Origin of the sequence: uncultured Campylobacter sp. (assembly GCF_938030145.1) — a bacterium.
Classification (GTDB): domain Bacteria; phylum Campylobacterota; class Campylobacteria; order Campylobacterales; family Campylobacteraceae; genus Campylobacter_B.
In genome coordinates this window covers 34,045-50,986 of sequence record NZ_CALHGM010000031.1, presented here as the reverse complement: position 1 = coordinate 50,986, position 16,942 = coordinate 34,045, and the positions used below count along the sequence as shown (strand labels likewise).

At 46.4% G+C, this 16,942-nt stretch carries 15 protein-coding genes; 3 read left to right on the top strand and 12 right to left on the bottom strand.

The genetic code is table 11. The annotated features are described in order from the left end of the window. Positions 1–31: 31 nt before the first annotated feature. A complete protein-coding gene (locus tag Q0323_RS06270) occupies positions 32–1,411 on the bottom strand; it encodes a M23 family metallopeptidase (protein WP_298052641.1) in 1,380 nt (459 codons plus the stop codon). Positions 1,412–1,979: 568 nt separating this feature from the next. Beyond that, entirely contained in the window at positions 1,980–4,235 is a 2,256-nt protein-coding gene (gene bamA / locus Q0323_RS06265) for an outer membrane protein assembly factor BamA (protein WP_297881641.1), read from the bottom strand. Positions 4,236–4,316: 81 nt separating this feature from the next. Here bamA and Q0323_RS06260 point away from each other — a divergent pair, with 81 nt between their 5' ends. After that, complete coding sequence (locus Q0323_RS06260; protein WP_298052638.1) at positions 4,317–5,147, top strand: prephenate dehydrogenase; 831 nt, start codon at positions 4,317–4,319, stop codon at positions 5,145–5,147. A gap of 121 nt (positions 5,148–5,268) precedes the next feature. Here the strand turns inward: Q0323_RS06260 and Q0323_RS06255 are convergent, their stop codons facing one another. From Q0323_RS06255 to accD, 7 genes are all read right to left on the bottom strand, one after another. Beyond that, positions 5,269–6,000, bottom strand: coding sequence for a metallophosphoesterase (locus tag Q0323_RS06255; RefSeq protein WP_298052636.1), 732 nt, complete (start codon positions 5,998–6,000; stop codon positions 5,269–5,271). 112 nt (positions 6,001–6,112) lie between these two features. Continuing rightward, positions 6,113–6,550 (bottom strand): hypothetical protein, encoded by a 438-nt coding sequence (locus tag Q0323_RS06250; protein ID WP_295152162.1) that lies wholly within the window; start codon positions 6,548–6,550, stop codon positions 6,113–6,115. 22 nt (positions 6,551–6,572) lie between these two features. Next, on the bottom strand, positions 6,573–7,499 hold the full coding sequence (locus Q0323_RS06245; protein ID WP_298052634.1) for a tRNA-dihydrouridine synthase: 927 nt from the start codon (positions 7,497–7,499) through the stop codon (positions 6,573–6,575). Positions 7,500–8,037: 538 nt separating this feature from the next. Beyond that, positions 8,038–9,039: a LapA family protein gene (locus tag Q0323_RS06240; protein WP_298052631.1), complete on the bottom strand. Its 1,002-nt coding sequence runs from the start codon at positions 9,037–9,039 to the stop codon at positions 8,038–8,040. Between the two features lie 2 nt (positions 9,040–9,041). Then, the gene (dksA, locus tag Q0323_RS06235) at positions 9,042–9,398 is read right to left on the bottom strand and encodes an RNA polymerase-binding protein DksA (protein ID WP_005872423.1); all 357 of its coding nucleotides are present in this window, start codon (positions 9,396–9,398) and stop codon (positions 9,042–9,044) included. A 9-nt stretch (positions 9,399–9,407) separates the two neighbouring features. Next, the gene (locus Q0323_RS06230) at positions 9,408–9,860 is read right to left on the bottom strand and encodes a 23S rRNA (pseudouridine(1915)-N(3))-methyltransferase RlmH (protein ID WP_298052628.1); all 453 of its coding nucleotides are present in this window, start codon (positions 9,858–9,860) and stop codon (positions 9,408–9,410) included. Continuing rightward, entirely contained in the window at positions 9,860–10,759 is a 900-nt protein-coding gene (gene accD / locus Q0323_RS06225; protein ID WP_298052627.1) for an acetyl-CoA carboxylase, carboxyltransferase subunit beta, read from the bottom strand. The genes Q0323_RS06230 and accD overlap by 1 nt, the downstream gene beginning before the upstream one ends. A 93-nt stretch (positions 10,760–10,852) precedes the next feature. Here accD and recO point away from each other — a divergent pair, with 93 nt between their 5' ends. Next, positions 10,853–11,467 carry a recombination protein RecO gene (recO, locus tag Q0323_RS06220; RefSeq protein ID WP_298052626.1) on the top strand — a complete coding sequence of 205 codons (615 nt, stop codon included), beginning with the start codon at positions 10,853–10,855 and terminating at the stop codon, positions 11,465–11,467. A gap of 56 nt (positions 11,468–11,523) precedes the next feature. Here the strand turns inward: recO and Q0323_RS06215 are convergent, their stop codons facing one another. Genes Q0323_RS06215 through uvrA form a run of 3 tightly spaced genes read right to left on the bottom strand, consistent with a single transcriptional unit; the run spans position 11,524 to position 15,462 of the window. Further along, a complete protein-coding gene (locus Q0323_RS06215) occupies positions 11,524–12,156 on the bottom strand; it encodes a hypothetical protein (protein WP_298052625.1) in 633 nt (210 codons plus the stop codon). Between the two features lie 6 nt (positions 12,157–12,162). After that, a complete protein-coding gene (locus tag Q0323_RS06210) occupies positions 12,163–12,594 on the bottom strand; it encodes a hypothetical protein (RefSeq protein WP_298052624.1) in 432 nt (143 codons plus the stop codon). Positions 12,595–12,615: 21 nt separating this feature from the next. Continuing rightward, the gene (gene uvrA, locus Q0323_RS06205) at positions 12,616–15,462 is read right to left on the bottom strand and encodes an excinuclease ABC subunit UvrA (RefSeq protein ID WP_298052622.1); all 2,847 of its coding nucleotides are present in this window, start codon (positions 15,460–15,462) and stop codon (positions 12,616–12,618) included. A 75-nt stretch (positions 15,463–15,537) separates the two neighbouring features. Between uvrA and Q0323_RS06200 the strand changes: the two genes are divergently transcribed. Beyond that, positions 15,538–16,602 (top strand): hypothetical protein, encoded by a 1,065-nt coding sequence (locus Q0323_RS06200; protein WP_298052619.1) that lies wholly within the window; start codon positions 15,538–15,540, stop codon positions 16,600–16,602. The last annotated feature ends 340 nt before the right edge of the window (positions 16,603–16,942 follow it).

Sequence of the window (16,942 nt, the reverse complement as noted above, 5' to 3'; positions counted from 1 at the left end):
AACCCGCGCATTATAGCGAAAATTTTAAAATTTACTTACCTTTTTCTATTACTTTTTTGGACGATTCTAAGACATCGGTAATGTTATCTTTCATCCACTTAGGATCCATCCACTCCTCGGGTCTTACGTCCACGCCCTGAACTACGATGCCAAAATGCAGATGATCTCCGAAAGCAAAGCCGCTTGAGCCCGTCTGTGCTAGAATATCGCCCGGCTTTACGTCGCTGCCCACACTTAGCTGCGTCGCCGAGCAGTGTCCGTATATGCCGTATAATCCAAAGCCGTAGTAAATTCCTAAATTTAATCCGAAAATTCCGTTTTCCTGCGCGAAAACCACTTTGCCATAGTTGCTCTCTTTGATATCGGCGTTTGCGACGCTTGCTAGATCGAGCCCCATATGCCATGACTCGCTTACCTGTTCGTCATTCATAAAAAATATCCTATGATCGGCAAAGCTTGCTACCGCTGCGCCTTTAGCAAGCGGATAAAAAGGCTTTAGCTCAAATCCATTTATTTTATCCTCGTGCACCGCGCTAGTAGCGGCGTGCAGATCATCTCCGTTTTTCTTACGCAAAGTTTCATTTACGAATTTAAATTTTTCCAGATCGCTCATAGAGTTAAAATTCTGCGCATATTGGCTAGCCAGATCGCTTACTTTGCCGTTAATAAAACCCGGATTTAGCTTGATAGTAGAGACCTTATATTTTTTGTCTTGATAAAAATATTTAATCTGCGAAATGCTTTCGTTGCCTGCACGATCAGTGGCGACCGCTTCTGCGCGAAATTCCTCTAAATTTGCAGGCCACGCTACGAGAGACGCATAATAGCCCTCTTTTACAAAAGGAATTGCTTTAAAAATTTTGCCATAGTTGGTTTTGACATAGACTTCGTTTAGGCGCTCGTCTTTAGCTGAGAATACGACTACAGCGCTACCGCCTTTAGTGATTTTATAGGATTGATTGATGATACTTATGAGGGGCTTTTTGTCATCTATTATTATATTTGCCGTTTTTACGCTCTTATTTCCTTGCGCAAAATTCCACGAGCTAATGTCGTTTGCAAAAACCTCGAGCTTGTAGTTTTTATCTTTATTAAGCATCAAATTTTTAGGAAATTGCACGGCAAGCTCTAGCGTAGTTTGCGGAACATTCAGCTCCTCATTTAGCAGCGGTATCGTGCTGGCTCCGTCGTTTAAATTAACGCGAACGAGCTTAATGCCGGTATCGTCTGAAATTTTAATCTTCAAAGGCGAGGTTAAATTCCAATAAATTTCATTTTCCAGCGCAATTTGTGGAGGATTTTTTTCAAATTTCGGCGAGGTAAAAATTCTAAAGATTCCATAAACCAAAGCGCATATTATAATAAGAAATATTAAAATTTTAAACTTCGTTCCATTGCCATTTCTACGCATAAAAGAGCCTTTGATATGATTTTAGAGCGCGATTTTACAAGCTTAACTTAAATTATCGGTAAAGCGAGGCAAAATTTAACGCAAATGTTTAGCGATTTACGAGGCGAATTTCAGATTTTAAATTCTAACAATTTTAGAATCTCAAAAATTTATGAGCTTTAAAATTCAGTGGCGCGCTAGATCCTATGCAGTGAAATTCCGCGCACAACAAAGCGGCGTTTATCGTCTATATCGTAATTTTTAAAATTTCAATATTAGAATTTCTTTAAATAAAATATGTAAATGGCTTGCATTGATTTTTTTTAGAACACTTATACTTAAAATTTTGCCATACGAATGGAATTTTAAACTATCTTGATAACTAAAACTTTAAAAAGTCCCAAGTAAGCTATGCGTTCAAATTTTATCCTAAGCCGAGCGGAATTCCAATTAAAATTTAGCTCAACCCGCCTACAATAATTCGGCTGCAAATTAGCGCGACAAGAAAAGTCAAAATTGCGCGTTACTAAATTTTAAGGCGTGCGGTAGAAAATTCTACGCACGCCACAGCGTTCGCAAGTCGCCGCGTTTAATTAAATCTAGCGCCGATACTAAATTCGAAGCTATTTGTGTCGTCGTGCGGCTTTTTATTAAGCGGCTTGACAAAGTATAACTGCAAAGGTCCCATCGGCGTCATCCACTCGATACCGGCGCCCGTGCTGTAGCGCTCCTCCTCATTCCAGTCATGATCGCCAATCATTCCGTAGTCAAAAAACGTTACGAAGCGCATTTTAAGCCTATCAACCACCGGAAAGCTTAGCTCAAAAGAGTTATTAAAACTCTGCATACCGCCCGTCTCAATATAGCGGCAATTATTTGCATTTAAGCAGATCTCTTTTTTCGGGATACTGCGACCTTCGTAGCCTCTAATGCTTTTCATTCCGCCTAGGAATAGTTTTTCATTGATCGGGATCTTTTTATTACCTTCCCACATATAGCCCGTTGCAGCTTTGTATCTAAAGATAATGTCGTGATCGATATAATCTCGCAAGCCAAAGTAGTAGTTAAACGATCCTCGCGCCTTGGTGTAGTCCATATCGCCGCCAAGACCCGCGTATTCTAAGCTAGCACTTGCGATCATACCGCTTCTTGGCAAGTAATAATCATCTGTGCTATTATATGTAATAGACGGGATAATCGAGCTTTTTAAATTCTTGCCATCTAGATAGCCTGCTTTGGCGTAATATTCGTTTAAGCCCTTAATCTCGCTTTTTTCGAGATAATACGTAAGGCTTACATCGGTATTACGCCCGATCTTGCGACCGCCCGTGATTGAAAATCCGTAAGATTTCTCATCGTAGTCGTCCCAGTCGTAATCGTTGGCAAAGATCGATCCGCCCAAGCTATACTCAGAATCAAATACTCTAGGATTGGTTAAGCTCAAGCGTCCGCTTAACTGATCGTCGCTTTTTTCGACCGAGAATGCGCCGTGAAGACCGGTGCCGAATACGTTACGATCACTGATACCGCCGCTAAGTAAAATTCCATCCTCGCTGCCATATCCGATACCGCCAGTGATAGAGCCTGTAGGAGCTTCTTTGACTGCGACTTCAAGATCGATCTGATCGTTAGAAACGCGGTTTTCTTTAATCTCCACCTCATCGAAATACCCCGTGCGTTTTAAAGAATTTAACGAATCGTTGTAGTCGGTTTTGCTATATAAATTTCCCTCGGTCAGATACATCTCGCGGCGGATGACCTTATCCTCGGTCTTATCGTTACCCGAGATCGTTACGTTTCTAATATAGACTTTATCCTCAGGGATGACTTGATACGTGATAGCGACCGTGCGAGCTTCTTTGTCCTGCTTAGTCTTAGGCACGATACGCACGTAGGCATATCCCTGATCCGCGACTAAAGTCTCTAGCGTATTCATATCGCGGCGCAAACGCTCGGAATTCATCGTATCGCCCTTTTGAAGCTTAAAATCGTCCAAAACCTTTTCTTTATCAAGCTTGATTATATCTGCAGGATACTCGATATCTACAGAGCTTACGGTGTATTGCTCGCCCTCTTTTATATAATAAGTTAAATCAGCAGTGTAATTATCCATATCGGCATTAAGTAGCGGCGCAGAAACCTGTGCGTCTAAGTAGCCTTTTTTATAATATTCTTCTTGAATTCTATTTGCGTCGTTAGGAAGCTCGGCGGTTTTTACCTTGCCGTCGTTAAAGCCCCACATCCAGCCCAGCATCTCGCGTTCTTTATTGGCAACGGATGGCTCTATATCGTCATAGTCTAGCTTGTCCGCGCCTACTAAATTTACCTTATCGATGATGATATTTTCGCCGCGATTTACCTCGATCGTTAGCAAGATTACCGATTTATCGTCGTTGATCGGTTTTGGATAAAATTCCACCACGGTGTCAAAAAAGCCCTTGACTTCGTAGTATTGCTTGATGCGGGTCTCTGCTTTTTTAGCAGCCACCTCGTCGTAAACCTGACCCGGACGCAAGCCGATGAGCTCATTTATCTTATCGCGGTCGTTGGTAACTACGTTTTTGATCTCGACCTTGGCGATGGTCGGTTTTTCGGTTACGTTGATAGTGACCGCGCCGCCTTGTTCGCTGATATAAACGTCGCTGAAATAGCCCTGCTCAAATAGCTTCGAGATCGCAGCATTGGTGTTTTCGCCGTTAAGCTCATCGCCTACCTTAAGTCCTGAAATTTGCTGCGCGACCTGTGGAGAAAGATGCCTTAGCCCTTCAAATTTAATGGATTTGATCTGTGCGGCGCACGCCACGGAAATCCCGCCTACTAAGAGTAAAAAAACGCTTTTTTTCATAAAATTTTACCTAAAAACGAAAATAATTTGCGTATAATACCACATTAAAATTAAAACTTGCATATATCAAAAAGGAATTTTATGAAGATAGGAATTATCGGTCTGGGTCTCATCGGCGGCTCGCTGGGGCTATGTCTAAAAAGCACCAAAATCATCAGCGCCGTCTATGGCTGCGACATCAGCCGCGAAAACGAAAAGGAAGCTCTGCGACTTGGGCTCGTGCATGAAATTTTAAGCCTAGAGCAGATGAAGCAAAGCTGCGACGCGATCTTTCTTGCAATCCCCGTGGAGGCAATTATTGAGACGTTGCAAAAACTAAGCGACTGCAGAAGCGAAACGACGATCATTGATATGGGAAGTACGAAATTTAAAATTTTGCAAAGCTGCCCGCCGCAGATCAGACGAAATTTCATCGCAGCTCACCCAATGGCTGGTACCGAAAACTCCGGCCCGCAAGCGGCATTTAAAGAGCTTTTAAACGGCGCAGTAGTCGTCATCTGCGACGATCACGGCGCGGATGAAGTGCATATCAAACGAGCGGTCGAAATTTTTTCATTCGCGGGGATGAAGATCGTATTTATGGACGCAAAAAGCCACGATCACCACGTGGCGCTCATCTCGCACCTGCCGCATGCAATCAGCTACTCGCTCGTAAACAGCGTTTTAAAAGAGGAAAATCGCCGCAACATCATAAATCTCGCAGGCGGCAGCTTCTCGGGCATGAGCCGTATCGCCAAGAGCTCGCCGCAGATGTGGGTCGATATTTTCAAGCAAAACCGCACGAACCTACTGGGCGCTATCGATGCTTTTAAAAACGAGCTTGAAATTTGCGTACAGATGATTCGTGACGAGCGCTGGGATGAGCTTGAGGCGTGGATGTATGAAGCGCGTAAACTAAGGGATATTATTTAAAATTTCACGCGACCTGGCTACGCGACGGACGCTGCAAGAACGCGCCTTTAAATTCTAAAAATTTTGCTCTCAAACAGCCTGCGCAATTTAAATTTTAATACGTGCGAGCCTGGATGCGAACTCAAAAATCTATGCATTCTTGCGTGAAAATTCTCTTTGATGGAAATTCCAGCGCGCAAAGCCTCGCCTTCTCGCCCCAGTGCTTTTTATAAACACAGCCCAGATCGATATTTGCGCTAAATTCCGTAATGACGGGCTTTTTCACCGGCGTGTGCCCGTAGACATTAAAAATTCCATCATTCGCACTATCATCTCCGCGCCCGCTTAGCACATGAGCGGCGAAGCTTTTCGCACGCTCTGCATCGTGTCTGATCCCCCACGCGCGACCCACTGCGGAGTGCGATACGACGAGAGCGCGACCGCTTTCATCACACAAATCATACTCCAGGTAAATCGGCAGCCGCGAGACAAACCGCAGATGCTCCTTGCATTGCTTCACGCCTCCGTGACGATAATACGACGCTAGCGTCGCCTCACCGCCGTTATTAAATAGCCAGCTTTCATCCAGGCTAAAAAATGCGTAAAGGTCGTTTGAACTCGTAAATTTGCCCGTCTTTGCGCACCTTAGTGCAGTTTTTGCGTTGCCCACAAAGCGCTTTTCGTGATTGCCCATCACCGCGTCATATCCGCGGATGCGCACAAATTCAACCACATCCGCGCTCGCAGGGCCTCGGTCGATCAGATCGCCCACGAAGCAAATTTTACTATCAAATTTATGCGGCAGCTGCTCTATCAGAGCCAAAAGCGATCTGTAGCAGCCGTGCACGTCGCCGATGATGTAGATATTTTCCATAATTTCACCTTAAATTTTAACGCCCTCGCCTTTTAACGCGCGGGCTGTGATTATAGGCGGCAGGCGAGAATTTCGCGGCAGAGCTCTGCACTAAATTTTAAAATTTCGCGCGTTAGGACTTGGGCGGATAAATCTGCTTTAGGACCTCGGCTACGACGATCATAAAAAGAACGATAAATATTAATGCGCTAAGCAATGAGGAATAAAACGTGGCAAGATGCAAATCTGAAACAATCAGCGCCACAATCATCATCCCCAAAAATGGCGATAGTATCCAAACCGCTGCTGTAGGCAAAAATAAATTTACGAAAAAATCCGTGAGCTTACCAAAATCCTTTAACTTTGCGGCAAGTATTGCGCAAATCCCGCAGAAAAATATCCACAAAAATAGGAAATATACGCACTTCTGCTGTAGCCATTCTAAGGGATCGTCAAACCGGACGCTAGATGTGTCAAAAATCTGCCCTATAAAAAAACCCATTAAACTTGAAATGCACATCAAGCAAAAACCCATCGAAAACGCGCAGGCTATAATTTTTAAAATAATCATCAGAGTTCCTAAAATTCTAAATTTAGGCGAAAAATTCCTCGATCAGCCGCGTCATTTCGCTCTCAGCGGCGACGTGGTTGATCTGCTCGCGAAAGCTTGCAGCGTTTTCGCGCCCCTTAGAGTATTCGTGCAGATGCTTGCGGAATATCGCTACGCCGTGGCTGCCGTAGTGGCTTAGCATTTGAGCGAAATGATAGAGCACGACTTCCCTTTTTAGCGCGTCACTTGCCTGTTCGCCCGTTTTGATCTCGCGAAAGATCCACGGCCTGCCAATTACCGCGCGACCGATCATCAGCGCGTCCGCGCCGCTAAGATCTCGCACTGCGGGCGCATTGGCAGAGTTTATGTCGCCGTTTGCGATCACGGGGATTTGCAGCGCGCATTTGGCTCTTGCGATCGCGCCGTAATCCACTGCCGCGCTGTATCCGCCAGCTCTGGTGCGACCGTGAATCGCGATAAAATCGGCTCCTGCGCTCTGTACGGCGCGCGCGATATTTTCGATATCCACGACGCCGAAGCCCAGCCGCACCTTTGCGCTCGTAAATTTTTTGTTCGAATACTTTTTGATCGTCTCAACCAAGCGCGATAGACGGGGCAGATCAAGCAGCAGCGCCGAGCCGGCGCCCTGCTTTACGACCTTGGGAACGGGGCAGCCGCAGTTTAGATCGATGCCGTCAATGCCGTCAAATTTATTGATGAGCAAAACCGCCTTTTTGATAATCTCCGCATCGCTGCCTGCGATCTGTACGAAAAATGGGGTTTCGGCGGCGTTTTTTTCGAGCATCTTTAGCGTCTTTTCGCCCTCAAAAACAAGGGCGTTTGCGCTTATCATCTCGCTTACGGTAGCGTCGCAGCCGAATTTTTTCACTACTCCCCGCAGCGGCGGATCCGAAAAGCCCGCCAAAGGCGCCAAAAATAGGGGGTCCTTTTTAAAAAAATCTTTCGTCATTTTAAATTTCTCATTTTGATTTCGTTTGAATTTAAACCTTTAAATTTAATACCGCGGCGCTTGCAGCGGGTTTTGCCGCGAGCTTTAAATTTTAAATTTCATAGGCTACGTATTCGCATTTGGGCGCGAATTTTATTTTTAAGCTTAGCTAATTTGAGTGGTGGCAAAACGGCAGCAAGGATGATCGCCACCAAATTTTATTTACACGGCAAACCCAGCAAGCAGCTTGCAAAACGCCGCGCGGATTTTAAAATTTCAGCACTTTATTCAGCTAGCAAGTCTTGTGCTTTATGTTTAAATTTTAAATTTCATCGCGTAAATGCAAAATCCGTTTACGCGCACACTACGCAAGCAAATCTTTTAAATTTTACCGCTTGCGCACATTGATCTTTCGATAAATTCTAAAATTTTGAATTTGCGCGAGTTAAAGTTTTACCCGCATTTTAAAATTTATCGCGCAGGCTGTGTTTGATAGCCGTACAGATCGTAAAAAGCAGCCTCTCTTACCCGTATAAAACGAACTCGTAAAATTACCGAGCTAAAATAACAGCGACGCAGGGACATTTTTGCCGTTGTCGCGCAAAAATAGCAGAATTTTAAACTTCTCAAACTCGTCGCCGTCGGCAAGGCTTAGCTGCTCTCTAAACTCGTCGATCATGCCAAGCTCATATAGCGCGTACAGATATGCCTCGGTCGCTTCTTGATTCTCGTTTTTGAGCCGCTCGAAAAAGGCTTTGTATTGCTCTGGAGCGAGATGATTTTTTAGCTTTTTAGCAAAGCCGATAAAATCCTGCTCGCTAAATTTTTCATTATTTACGAGATCGAAAAGCTCCTCGCTACTGATCTCAAAGCTCGTGTCATTTACCGCGCGATTCACTAAAATATTTACCTCGGCTATATCTTGAGGAATTTTATAGGCTTTGATCTTATCGTAGCTTCCTTTGGCAAGCGCTACGGCATAGGCTTTTTTAGTGATATTTTCGCTATAAACTCCCTTGGTTTTTAAAATTTCATACGCATACGCAGGCTCGGCGTCGAGGCGGTTGAGCTCATTTTGCAAAAATAGTCCGTTATCTTTAGGAAGTTTATATTTTCGCAGATCCGCCACTTCGCCGTTTTTAACCTTCTCAATAACGCCTATGACCTCCTTTAGATCCTCATTTTTGACATCTATGCCGGTGCTATCGTACCACGGAGATAAAATTTTAGTAAGCTCGCTTGGGTCTTTAAAATACTCGGTTTTAAAGTCTTTATTGGTATCAAGACCCAGCAAAACCTCTTTACTCATCGCATCGTATGCGCTTAGATCCTTTGCGATCGCCCTTTTTGTGCGGTAAAAAGCAAAGCTATGAAAAACGATATGAAAAATCGCTAAAATCATATATAAAATTAGCGGCAGCACAATCCACACTGCCACAGGAAGCGTAAGCGTAAAACCGAAAAGCCCCAGCGTATAGCTTTCGCTTTGCTGCGTAAAAACTAAAATCGCGACGATTGCGATATAGACGATCGAATATAAAAAGAATTGCTTGGTTTTCATAGCTAACTCCTATTTTGCTTTTCCGCCTGTTCCTTGCACGAAATGCACAATCTCGCCTCCGGATTTACCTTAAGGCGCTCTAAGCTTATCTGCTCACCGCAGCTCTCGCAAAGCCCATAAGTGCCGTTTTCGATACGTTTAAGCGCGCTTTCAATCTCTAAAAACGCCTTTTGTTGATTAACATTGAGCGAGTATTCGATGCTTAAATCCGTATTCATGCTCGCTACGTCAAAATCATCCGCAGCTTTATTTTCGCGCAATTCCGAAATTTCATTTACAGAGCTATTAATATTGGCGATGAGTTGCTCTCTTTTTTCTTCTAAAATTTTCTTGTAAAATTTCAACTCGTTTTTCTTCATTACTTCCCTTTATTTGTGATATGGATGGTTTGCGTTAATGCACAGCGCGCGAAAAATTTGCTCAAAGAGCAAAAGTTTAGCGATTTTATGCGCTAACGTAAGCCTGCTAAGACTGATTATTTTATCGGCTTTTGCCTTAAAATTTTCACTAAGCCCATAAGCGCCGCCGATAAAAAACGACACGCTACTTTTATCCTTTAGCATACTCGCAAATTCCACACTATCTAGCTCCTGTCCGCGCTCATCCAGAGCTACGACGTATCCGCTAAGGCGCGGTAGATAAGCTTCATCGTACGCCATAAGTGCGAGCTCGCGAGACGCTGCTTGGGCACGAGCGATATTAGCGTTAAAAAAGGTCTCATCTCGCACCGCCGCAAATTTAGCTGCCATTTTTTTATAATCGCTTATCGCGCCTGCGAACTCGTCCGCGCCCTTTTGGATGGAATTTACCGTTATCTGCACTACTCTTCGCTTCCCTCTTCGTGTAACGATTTATCACTCGTATCGTCAATCTGCACAGCGTTTTTGCTAAGCACATTTATTATATCGCTTAGATACTGCCTCATCTCAGCTCTAGGCACGATCGCATCAATTAATCCGTGCTCGAGCAGAAATTCCGATCTTTGAAAGCCCTCCGGCAGATCTGCGCCGATAGTTTGCTTGATGACGCGCTGTCCGGCAAAGCCGATAAGAGCGCCGGGCTCTGCGATGATGATATCTCCTAGCCACGCAAAGGACGCGCTCACGCCGCCCATCGTAGGATCGGTAAGAACGGAGATGAATGGAATTTTATGCTCGGATAAAATTTTAAGCGCGGCGGAGGTTTTGCTCATCTGCATTAGCGAAAAGGTGCTCTCCTGCATCCTCGCGCCACCGCTTGCGCTTACGATGATTAGCGGCTCGTTTTTATCGAGGCTGCGCTTTACGGCACGCACGATCTTTTCGCCCTCCACGGAGCCCAGGCTTCCGCCCATGAAGTTAAAATCAAACACCACGAGCTGAATTTTTTGGCGACTTATAGCGCCCTCGCCCGCAATCACCGCGCTTAGTCTGCCTGTTTTTTCCTTACTCTCGGAGATGCGCCTTTTGTAGGATTTTTTATCGACGAATTTTAGCGGATCGACGGGCTGCAAATTTTTATCGAACTCCACGAACGAGCCCTCGTCGCAGATCAGATCGATGCGAGCCTGCGCGTCAAAACGAAGGTGATAGTTACACTTGGGGCAAACGCTATGATTTTGCTCGACCTCTTTGCTATACATCAGCGCGCCGCATCCCGGGCACTTTATCCAGTGCGTAGGTGCTTCGCTCGGCGCAGGTTGCGTCCTACGTATTTTTGAAAATAGATCTCCAAAATTCATATGATTTCCTTTAAATTCTATGAAATGAAACTTCTGATTATAACCTAAAATTCTTTATTTAAATTTATATGTGAATTTCGCTAAAATAGGAAAATGCAAGGATTTATATTAAAAACGACCAAGGTTAGGGATGAGGACTGCATCGTAGACGTGCTAAGCGAAAGTGCGCTCGTGCGTGCGTACCGCTTCTACGGCGCGCGCCATTCAAACATCATCCAGGGCTATAAAATCGACTTCGAGCTCTCGCAAAATCAAAATTTCCTCCCTCGCCTTAGCGGCGTGATGCATCTAGGATACGCGTGGCTAGGAAGCCGCGAGAAGCTGCTATTTTGGCAGCAGTTCATGCGGCTTTTGCACGCGCATCTAAAAGATGCCGAGCATCTGGATAAATTCTATTACGAGCTGCTAAACCGCGCTGCTATGCGCTTTGGCAAACAAAATCCGCGCCGTATAATCGTAGAAAGCTACGCCGAAATTTTAAAATTTGAAGGGCGGTTGCACGACGAGCCGTATTGTTTTTTATGTGATGAGGAAATTTTAGAAAATATCGCGCTATGCCGCGGCTTTTTACCTGCGCACGAGAGCTGCGCGCAAAGAACGGGCTTTGCGCAGGATGAAATTTTAGAATTTTTACGAAGCAAAAAGACGCTAAATTTAAGCGACGAAACGGTAGGATATCTTTACAACATTGTAGCAGAGGGATTTTAATCTCAAAAAAAAAGCAAACTAGTACGGAATTTTAAAATACATAATCTAATCAAATTTTAAAATTTAAATTTTCTAAATTCTATCTTTTCATTAAAAATCGACATCGTGCGTTGCAGGTTGCTTATATCTTTTTGCATCGTTTGCATAAAATAATCTCTCAGCTGCAGATATTCCTCTTTATCCGCCATCAAAATATTTAGTATCTCGACCTCGGCGTTTTCCTTATAAAGCACGAGCTGATCGTGAAGACCGAAAAGGCTGAGGCTGCCGTTAAGTAGATGCATATAGGCTTTGGTGGTTAAAATGGAAAAGCAAAAAGTAAAAATTATCGCCACGCCGTTGATCGGCTCTCCCGTCGTATAGCAGCCGAGCAAAAACCAAATAACAAGAAAAATTTTTATAAAAATTGGGATTTTTTGTTTCCAGCTCCATCTCCAGTCAAAGCTCAAAACCATAGCGCCGATCTTATTTAACTCGAACGTTTTACGAATCTTATTTTTATTGTAATATAAAATTTTATCGTTATAAAACACGAAGTATGCGCCGTCTCTATTCATAAAATTTGTTACGAATATTACCAAGACCAAAGGAACGAGGCGAAACATTTCAATGTTTATAGGATTTACGATAGTGGCAAATGCAAGTGCTATCAACAAGCCTACCATAGTAGGAACTATAGAGTATTTCATATAGTCCTAATAAGTATGATCTTTGATGACTAGCGGATATTTGTCGTAATCTCTGACTTTGGAATTCTGCCACAAAGAGCCGCTGTCATTCGAGGTAAAATTTTGTGGCTCTGCGCTGTTTTCGCAGGCAGAATTCTGATCCGCTTCGGTTTTTAAATTTAAAGCGTCGGTAGCGAAATTAGGAGCTTTAGAATTCATGGATTCAGAATTTGAGACTTCAGAATCTGAAGATTTATAATTCAAGAATTTAGAATTTGGGACTTCGGAATTCTGAGCTTTAAAATTCGAAACTTCAAAATTTGAGACTTCAGAATTCTGGATTTCAGAATTTGGGGTTTTAGAATTTTCGCCGTTAGAATTTTGCTCCAAGCTCCGCTTCGGCTCTTGATGTCGCTTTTGTAGTAACCTTTTTAATTCCTCAAGCCTGTTTTGATCCATTCTTGCCCCTGATAAGGCGTTTTAACCTCGCTTATTTTTGCTTGCGCTTTTCATCGCCGCTAGCTCCTGCGTCAAAAATTCCCCCGTGTAGCTACCAGTCTTTTTGAAATCTTTCGCAAGCTTTTCTGGGGTGCCGCAAGCGACGATCTGTCCGCCGCCCTCGCCGCCTTCGGGCCCCATATCGATTATGTAATCGCAATTTTTGATGACGTCCAGATTGTGCTCGATCACAAAGACGGAATTCCCAAGATCGACCAGATGATGCAGCACCGCCACCAAGCGATCTACGTCTGCAAAATGTAGCCCCGTCGTGGGCTCGTCTAGGATATATAGCGTGTTGCCCGTGTCGGTGCGGCTTAGCTCCTTGGCGAGCTTGACGCGCTGTGCCTCGCCGCCGCTAAGCGTCGTGGCGGGCTGGCCTAGCGAAACGTAGCCGAGCCCGACGTCCGCGAGCGTCTTTAGCTTTTGATAAATTTTGGGCACGGCTTTGAAAAACTCGAGCGCCTCGTCGATACTCATCGCCAAAACGTCGGCTATGCTTTTGTTTTTGTATAAAATTTCAAGCGTCTGCGCGTTGTATCTCGTGCCGTGGCAGACATCGCAAACGACGCTGATATCGGGCAGGAAGTGCATCTCGATCGTGATCTCGCCCTCGCCCGCGCATTTTTCGCAGCGCCCGCCCTTGACGTTGAAGCTGAAGCGGCCGATCTTGTATCCGCGCAGTTGCGCTTCCTTCGTCGCGGCAAAAAGCGCGCGGATCTCGTCCATCACCCCCGTGTAGGTCGCGGGATTGCTGCGCGGGGTGCGTCCGATCGGGGTTTGATCCAGATAGATCACTTTATCCAGGCTCTCAAGCCCCGAAATTTTAGCGCCCTTTACCGCGTGCACTTTTTTGGCGCGATTTAGCTCCTCAAGTGCCGTCGGTAGGATGGTTTGTAGCACCAGCGAGCTCTTGCCGCTGCCGCTAACGCCCGTGATGCCGACTAAATTTCGCAGCGGAAATTTCGCGCAAAGGCCGTGGATGTTATTGATATTTACGTTTTTAATACTTAGCCAAAGCTCCTGCTTGCGGTGCTTTTGGTAGTTTATCTCCTTTTGGTTATTCAGATACAGCGCGGTTTGCGTGTTGCTTTTAAGCAGATGCGCCACATCCCCGGCAAATACGACCTCGCCGCCTAGATTACCCGCTCCGGGGCCTATATCTACGACGAAGTCCGCCGCCTCGATCGTCTTTTTATCGTGCTCGACGACGATTACGGAATTTCCCTTTTCTTGCAAGCTTCGCAGCGTCTTGATGAGCTTTTGCGTATCGCGCTCGTGAAGCCCGATGCTAGGCTCGTCGAGCACATACATCACGCCGCTAAGACCAGAGCCGATCTGGCTTGCGATACGGATACGCTGTGCCTCGCCGCCGCTGATGGTGCGCGCATCGCGCCCAAGCGTGAGGTATCCAAGCCCCACGTCCTTTAAGAAAAACAGCCTTTCGTTGATCTCTTTTAGGATCGGCGCAGCGATCTGCGCGTCCTTTTCGCTTAAATTTGAAAACCGCTTTTCATCGCTGAAAAATTCCACGCAGTCTGCGATACTCATATTTATCACGTCGCCGATGCCCTTGTCTGCGACCTTTACGGCGAGGCTTTCGGGGCGCAGGCGCAGCCCGCCGCAGTCGGGGCAAATTTTTTCGCTCATATAATCGTCCAGATCGCTTTCGTTTTTGAGCAGATCGTAGGCGTATTTGATCGCGCCCTCAAATTTTCGCACGAGCTTATGTTTTTTCCAGTAAAAATCGATCTCTTTGACGCTGCCGTAGAGGATCAGCTTTTTTTGCTCCTCGCTTAAGTTTGCATACGGGATTTTGACGTTTATGCCGTTTGCCTCGCAAAACCCGAGCAGAAATTTATAATAATAGCTCTTGTTAAATCCCGACATCACCTTGATCGCGCCGCCCTCGATCGAGGCGTTTTCGTTGATGATCTTGCCCAGATCGAGGCTAAATTTTATCCCTAGCCCGTCGCAGCTCTCGCACGCGCCCTTTGGGGAGTTGAAACTAAACGCGAGCGGCTCGAGCGGCTTGAATGAAATTTTACAATCAAAGCACGCCATATGCTCGCTGTAGTGGATCAGGCTCTGTGCAAGCCTCAGCTCGGCGGCGTTTGCGATCTCCACCTCAAGCTCGCCGAAGCTGAGCTTGAGCGCCTTTTCGACGTCGCTTGCGATACGGATGGAATTTTCCTCGTCGATGATCGTGCGGTCGATGATGACCTTGATCGAGTGCTTTTTCGTCTTGCTCAGCTCGATCTCCTCATCCAACCGCACCAGCACGCCGTCGATCTGAGCGCGTACGTAGCCCTGCTCGCGCAAGCTTTGCAACATGTCGGCGAAGCTACCTTTTTTCTCGCGCACCAAGGGTGCTCCCAAGATCACCTTCGCGCCGCGCGGTAGCTTCATAATCTCGGCGATGATGTCGCTGGAGCTCATCTTTGAGACCGGCTTGCCGCATTTGTGGCAGTGCTGCACCCCCACGCGCGCATAAAGCAGCCTCAGATAGTCGTAAATTTCGGTAATCGTGCCCACCGTCGAGCGCGGATTTTTCGACGTCGTTTTTTGATCGATCGCGATTGCGGGCGTCAGACCGTCGATCTTATCGATGTCAGGCTTGCCTACGCGGTCTAAAAACTGCCTCGCGTAGCTGCTTAGGCTCTCGACGTATCTGCGCTGCCCCTCGGCATATAGCGTATCAAACGCCAGCGTGCTCTTGCCGCTGCCGCTGAGACCGGTAAAAACGACGAGTTTGTCCTTTGGAATTTGCAAATTTATATTTTTCAGATTGTGCTCGCGCGCGCCCGTGATGGTGATGAGATCGTTCATTTTCGCCCTTTTGTGCCAAATTAATCTTATATTATAGCTCAAATTGTTAAAATGCGGTTTTAACAAAGGCGGCAAATGATACTGATCTGTACGGCTTTGCGCTGCGAAGCCCAAGCGATAATCGAGAGTTTTAAACTTACTCGCAGCGGCGATCTGTTCGCAGGCGAGCAGATGCTTCTATACATCTGCGGCGTGAGGTTTGGAGCTAAATTTGAAGCGGGCGCAGAATTTGTTCGTCGCGCCGATGCGAACGCGGAATTCGGGCGCAAGCTTCGCAGGGATCGGCGCGGCGCGGACGCAAAATTTAAGCATCGTTTGGGCGCGGGCGCGCTCTGCGGCGACGCAGAGACAGGCTCTGCGCGAAATGAGGCTGAAAATTTTGAAATTTCAGATTTTGGTTCCGCGCAAAATTCAGAGCGCTTCGGTGAAATTTTACTTTCGCGGCGCGTGGACTTTGCGCTAAACATAGGAGTCTGCGGCTGCGAGGATACAAACGTGCAAATCGGCGAGGCGTTTTATTTTGACGGTACACAGGCGCGGGAATTTTGCGACGAGGACGGATCGAAATTTTATCGCTCGCAGGTCGGGGAACACAGTGCACAGGCTCCGAAATTTCAAAACGTTTGCGAGCGGGAATTTTGCGGCGCGAGTTTAGACGGCAAGCTGCGGGCAAATTTAATCTGCGTGAGCAAGCCTAAAATTTTAAATGCAGCGGAGCGAACTGATGCGGCAAGTATCGCAGCGATCGAGGCGTGCGGCGAGATAAACACACAAGCCCCAACGCAAGGGGCGAACGGCGCAGAAAATACAAAAAATTTCATGCGAGGCGCGTCTCAGGCTGCGGCACAAAGCGCGACGGGCAAACGCAATGACGCGACGAATACCGCAGCGCGTGCAACACAAAATACGCCGTGCACGGCAAAAGATGCTACCTGCGGGCACGCAAATCACTACGTTACGCTTTACGATATGGAGAGCGCGCTTTTCGCGAGCGCTTGCGAGCGCGCGGGCGTGCCGTGGGCGATGATGAAGATCGTAAGCGATCATCTGCGCGGCGAGCGGCTTAGCAAAAGCTTCGTCTATGAGCTCGTAAAGGCGCGCCTGCCGCAAATCCGCGCCGCGATAAAGGGCGAAATTTAACTATGAGTGCGTGCAAAAAAACCTGGCCGAGGGATAAAATTTTAGCCTCGCGCGTCGAATACGACGCGGAATTTAAGGGTATTGCGGGGCGCAAAAGCACGATACACGCGAGGGTAGCGACCCGCACGCGGACGCAAAGCCTAGCTTTATGCCGATGCCGTGAAGTAAAATTTAGCTTACGATCTAGGCTGGACAAGCCTGCTTTTAGAATTTGAAAACGGACGAGCAAGACGAGCCGCATGCGACGCCGCTAATCTCGGATGAACTCGCGGGAGCGAGCCGTACACGTGCCGCTAAGCTTGGAGAAGCCGCACGACGATCGCCGCGGGAGCGAGCTTGG

Excerpts from the sequence above, each read along its gene's own strand:
- Q0323_RS06270 (WP_298052641.1), bottom strand. The coding sequence starts at position 1,411 with ATGCGTAGAAATGGCAATGGAACGAAGTTTAAAATTTTAATATTTCTT.
- bamA (WP_297881641.1), bottom strand. The coding sequence starts at position 4,235 with ATGAAAAAAAGCGTTTTTTTACTCTTAGTAGGCGGGATTTCCGTGGCG.
- Q0323_RS06260 (WP_298052638.1), top strand. The coding sequence starts at position 4,317 with ATGAAGATAGGAATTATCGGTCTGGGTCTCATCGGCGGCTCGCTGGGG.
- Q0323_RS06255 (WP_298052636.1), bottom strand. The coding sequence starts at position 6,000 with ATGGAAAATATCTACATCATCGGCGACGTGCACGGCTGCTACAGATCG.
- Q0323_RS06250 (WP_295152162.1), bottom strand. The coding sequence starts at position 6,550 with ATGATTATTTTAAAAATTATAGCCTGCGCGTTTTCGATGGGTTTTTGC.
- Q0323_RS06245 (WP_298052634.1), bottom strand. The coding sequence starts at position 7,499 with ATGACGAAAGATTTTTTTAAAAAGGACCCCCTATTTTTGGCGCCTTTG.
- Q0323_RS06240 (WP_298052631.1), bottom strand. The coding sequence starts at position 9,039 with ATGAAAACCAAGCAATTCTTTTTATATTCGATCGTCTATATCGCAATC.
- dksA (WP_005872423.1), bottom strand. The coding sequence starts at position 9,398 with ATGAAGAAAAACGAGTTGAAATTTTACAAGAAAATTTTAGAAGAAAAA.
- accD (WP_298052627.1), bottom strand. The coding sequence starts at position 10,759 with ATGAATTTTGGAGATCTATTTTCAAAAATACGTAGGACGCAACCTGCG.
- recO (WP_298052626.1), top strand. The coding sequence starts at position 10,853 with ATGCAAGGATTTATATTAAAAACGACCAAGGTTAGGGATGAGGACTGC.
- Q0323_RS06215 (WP_298052625.1), bottom strand. The coding sequence starts at position 12,156 with ATGAAATACTCTATAGTTCCTACTATGGTAGGCTTGTTGATAGCACTT.
- Q0323_RS06210 (WP_298052624.1), bottom strand. The coding sequence starts at position 12,594 with ATGGATCAAAACAGGCTTGAGGAATTAAAAAGGTTACTACAAAAGCGA.
- uvrA (WP_298052622.1), bottom strand. The coding sequence starts at position 15,462 with ATGAACGATCTCATCACCATCACGGGCGCGCGCGAGCACAATCTGAAA.
- Q0323_RS06200 (WP_298052619.1), top strand. The coding sequence starts at position 15,538 with ATGATACTGATCTGTACGGCTTTGCGCTGCGAAGCCCAAGCGATAATC.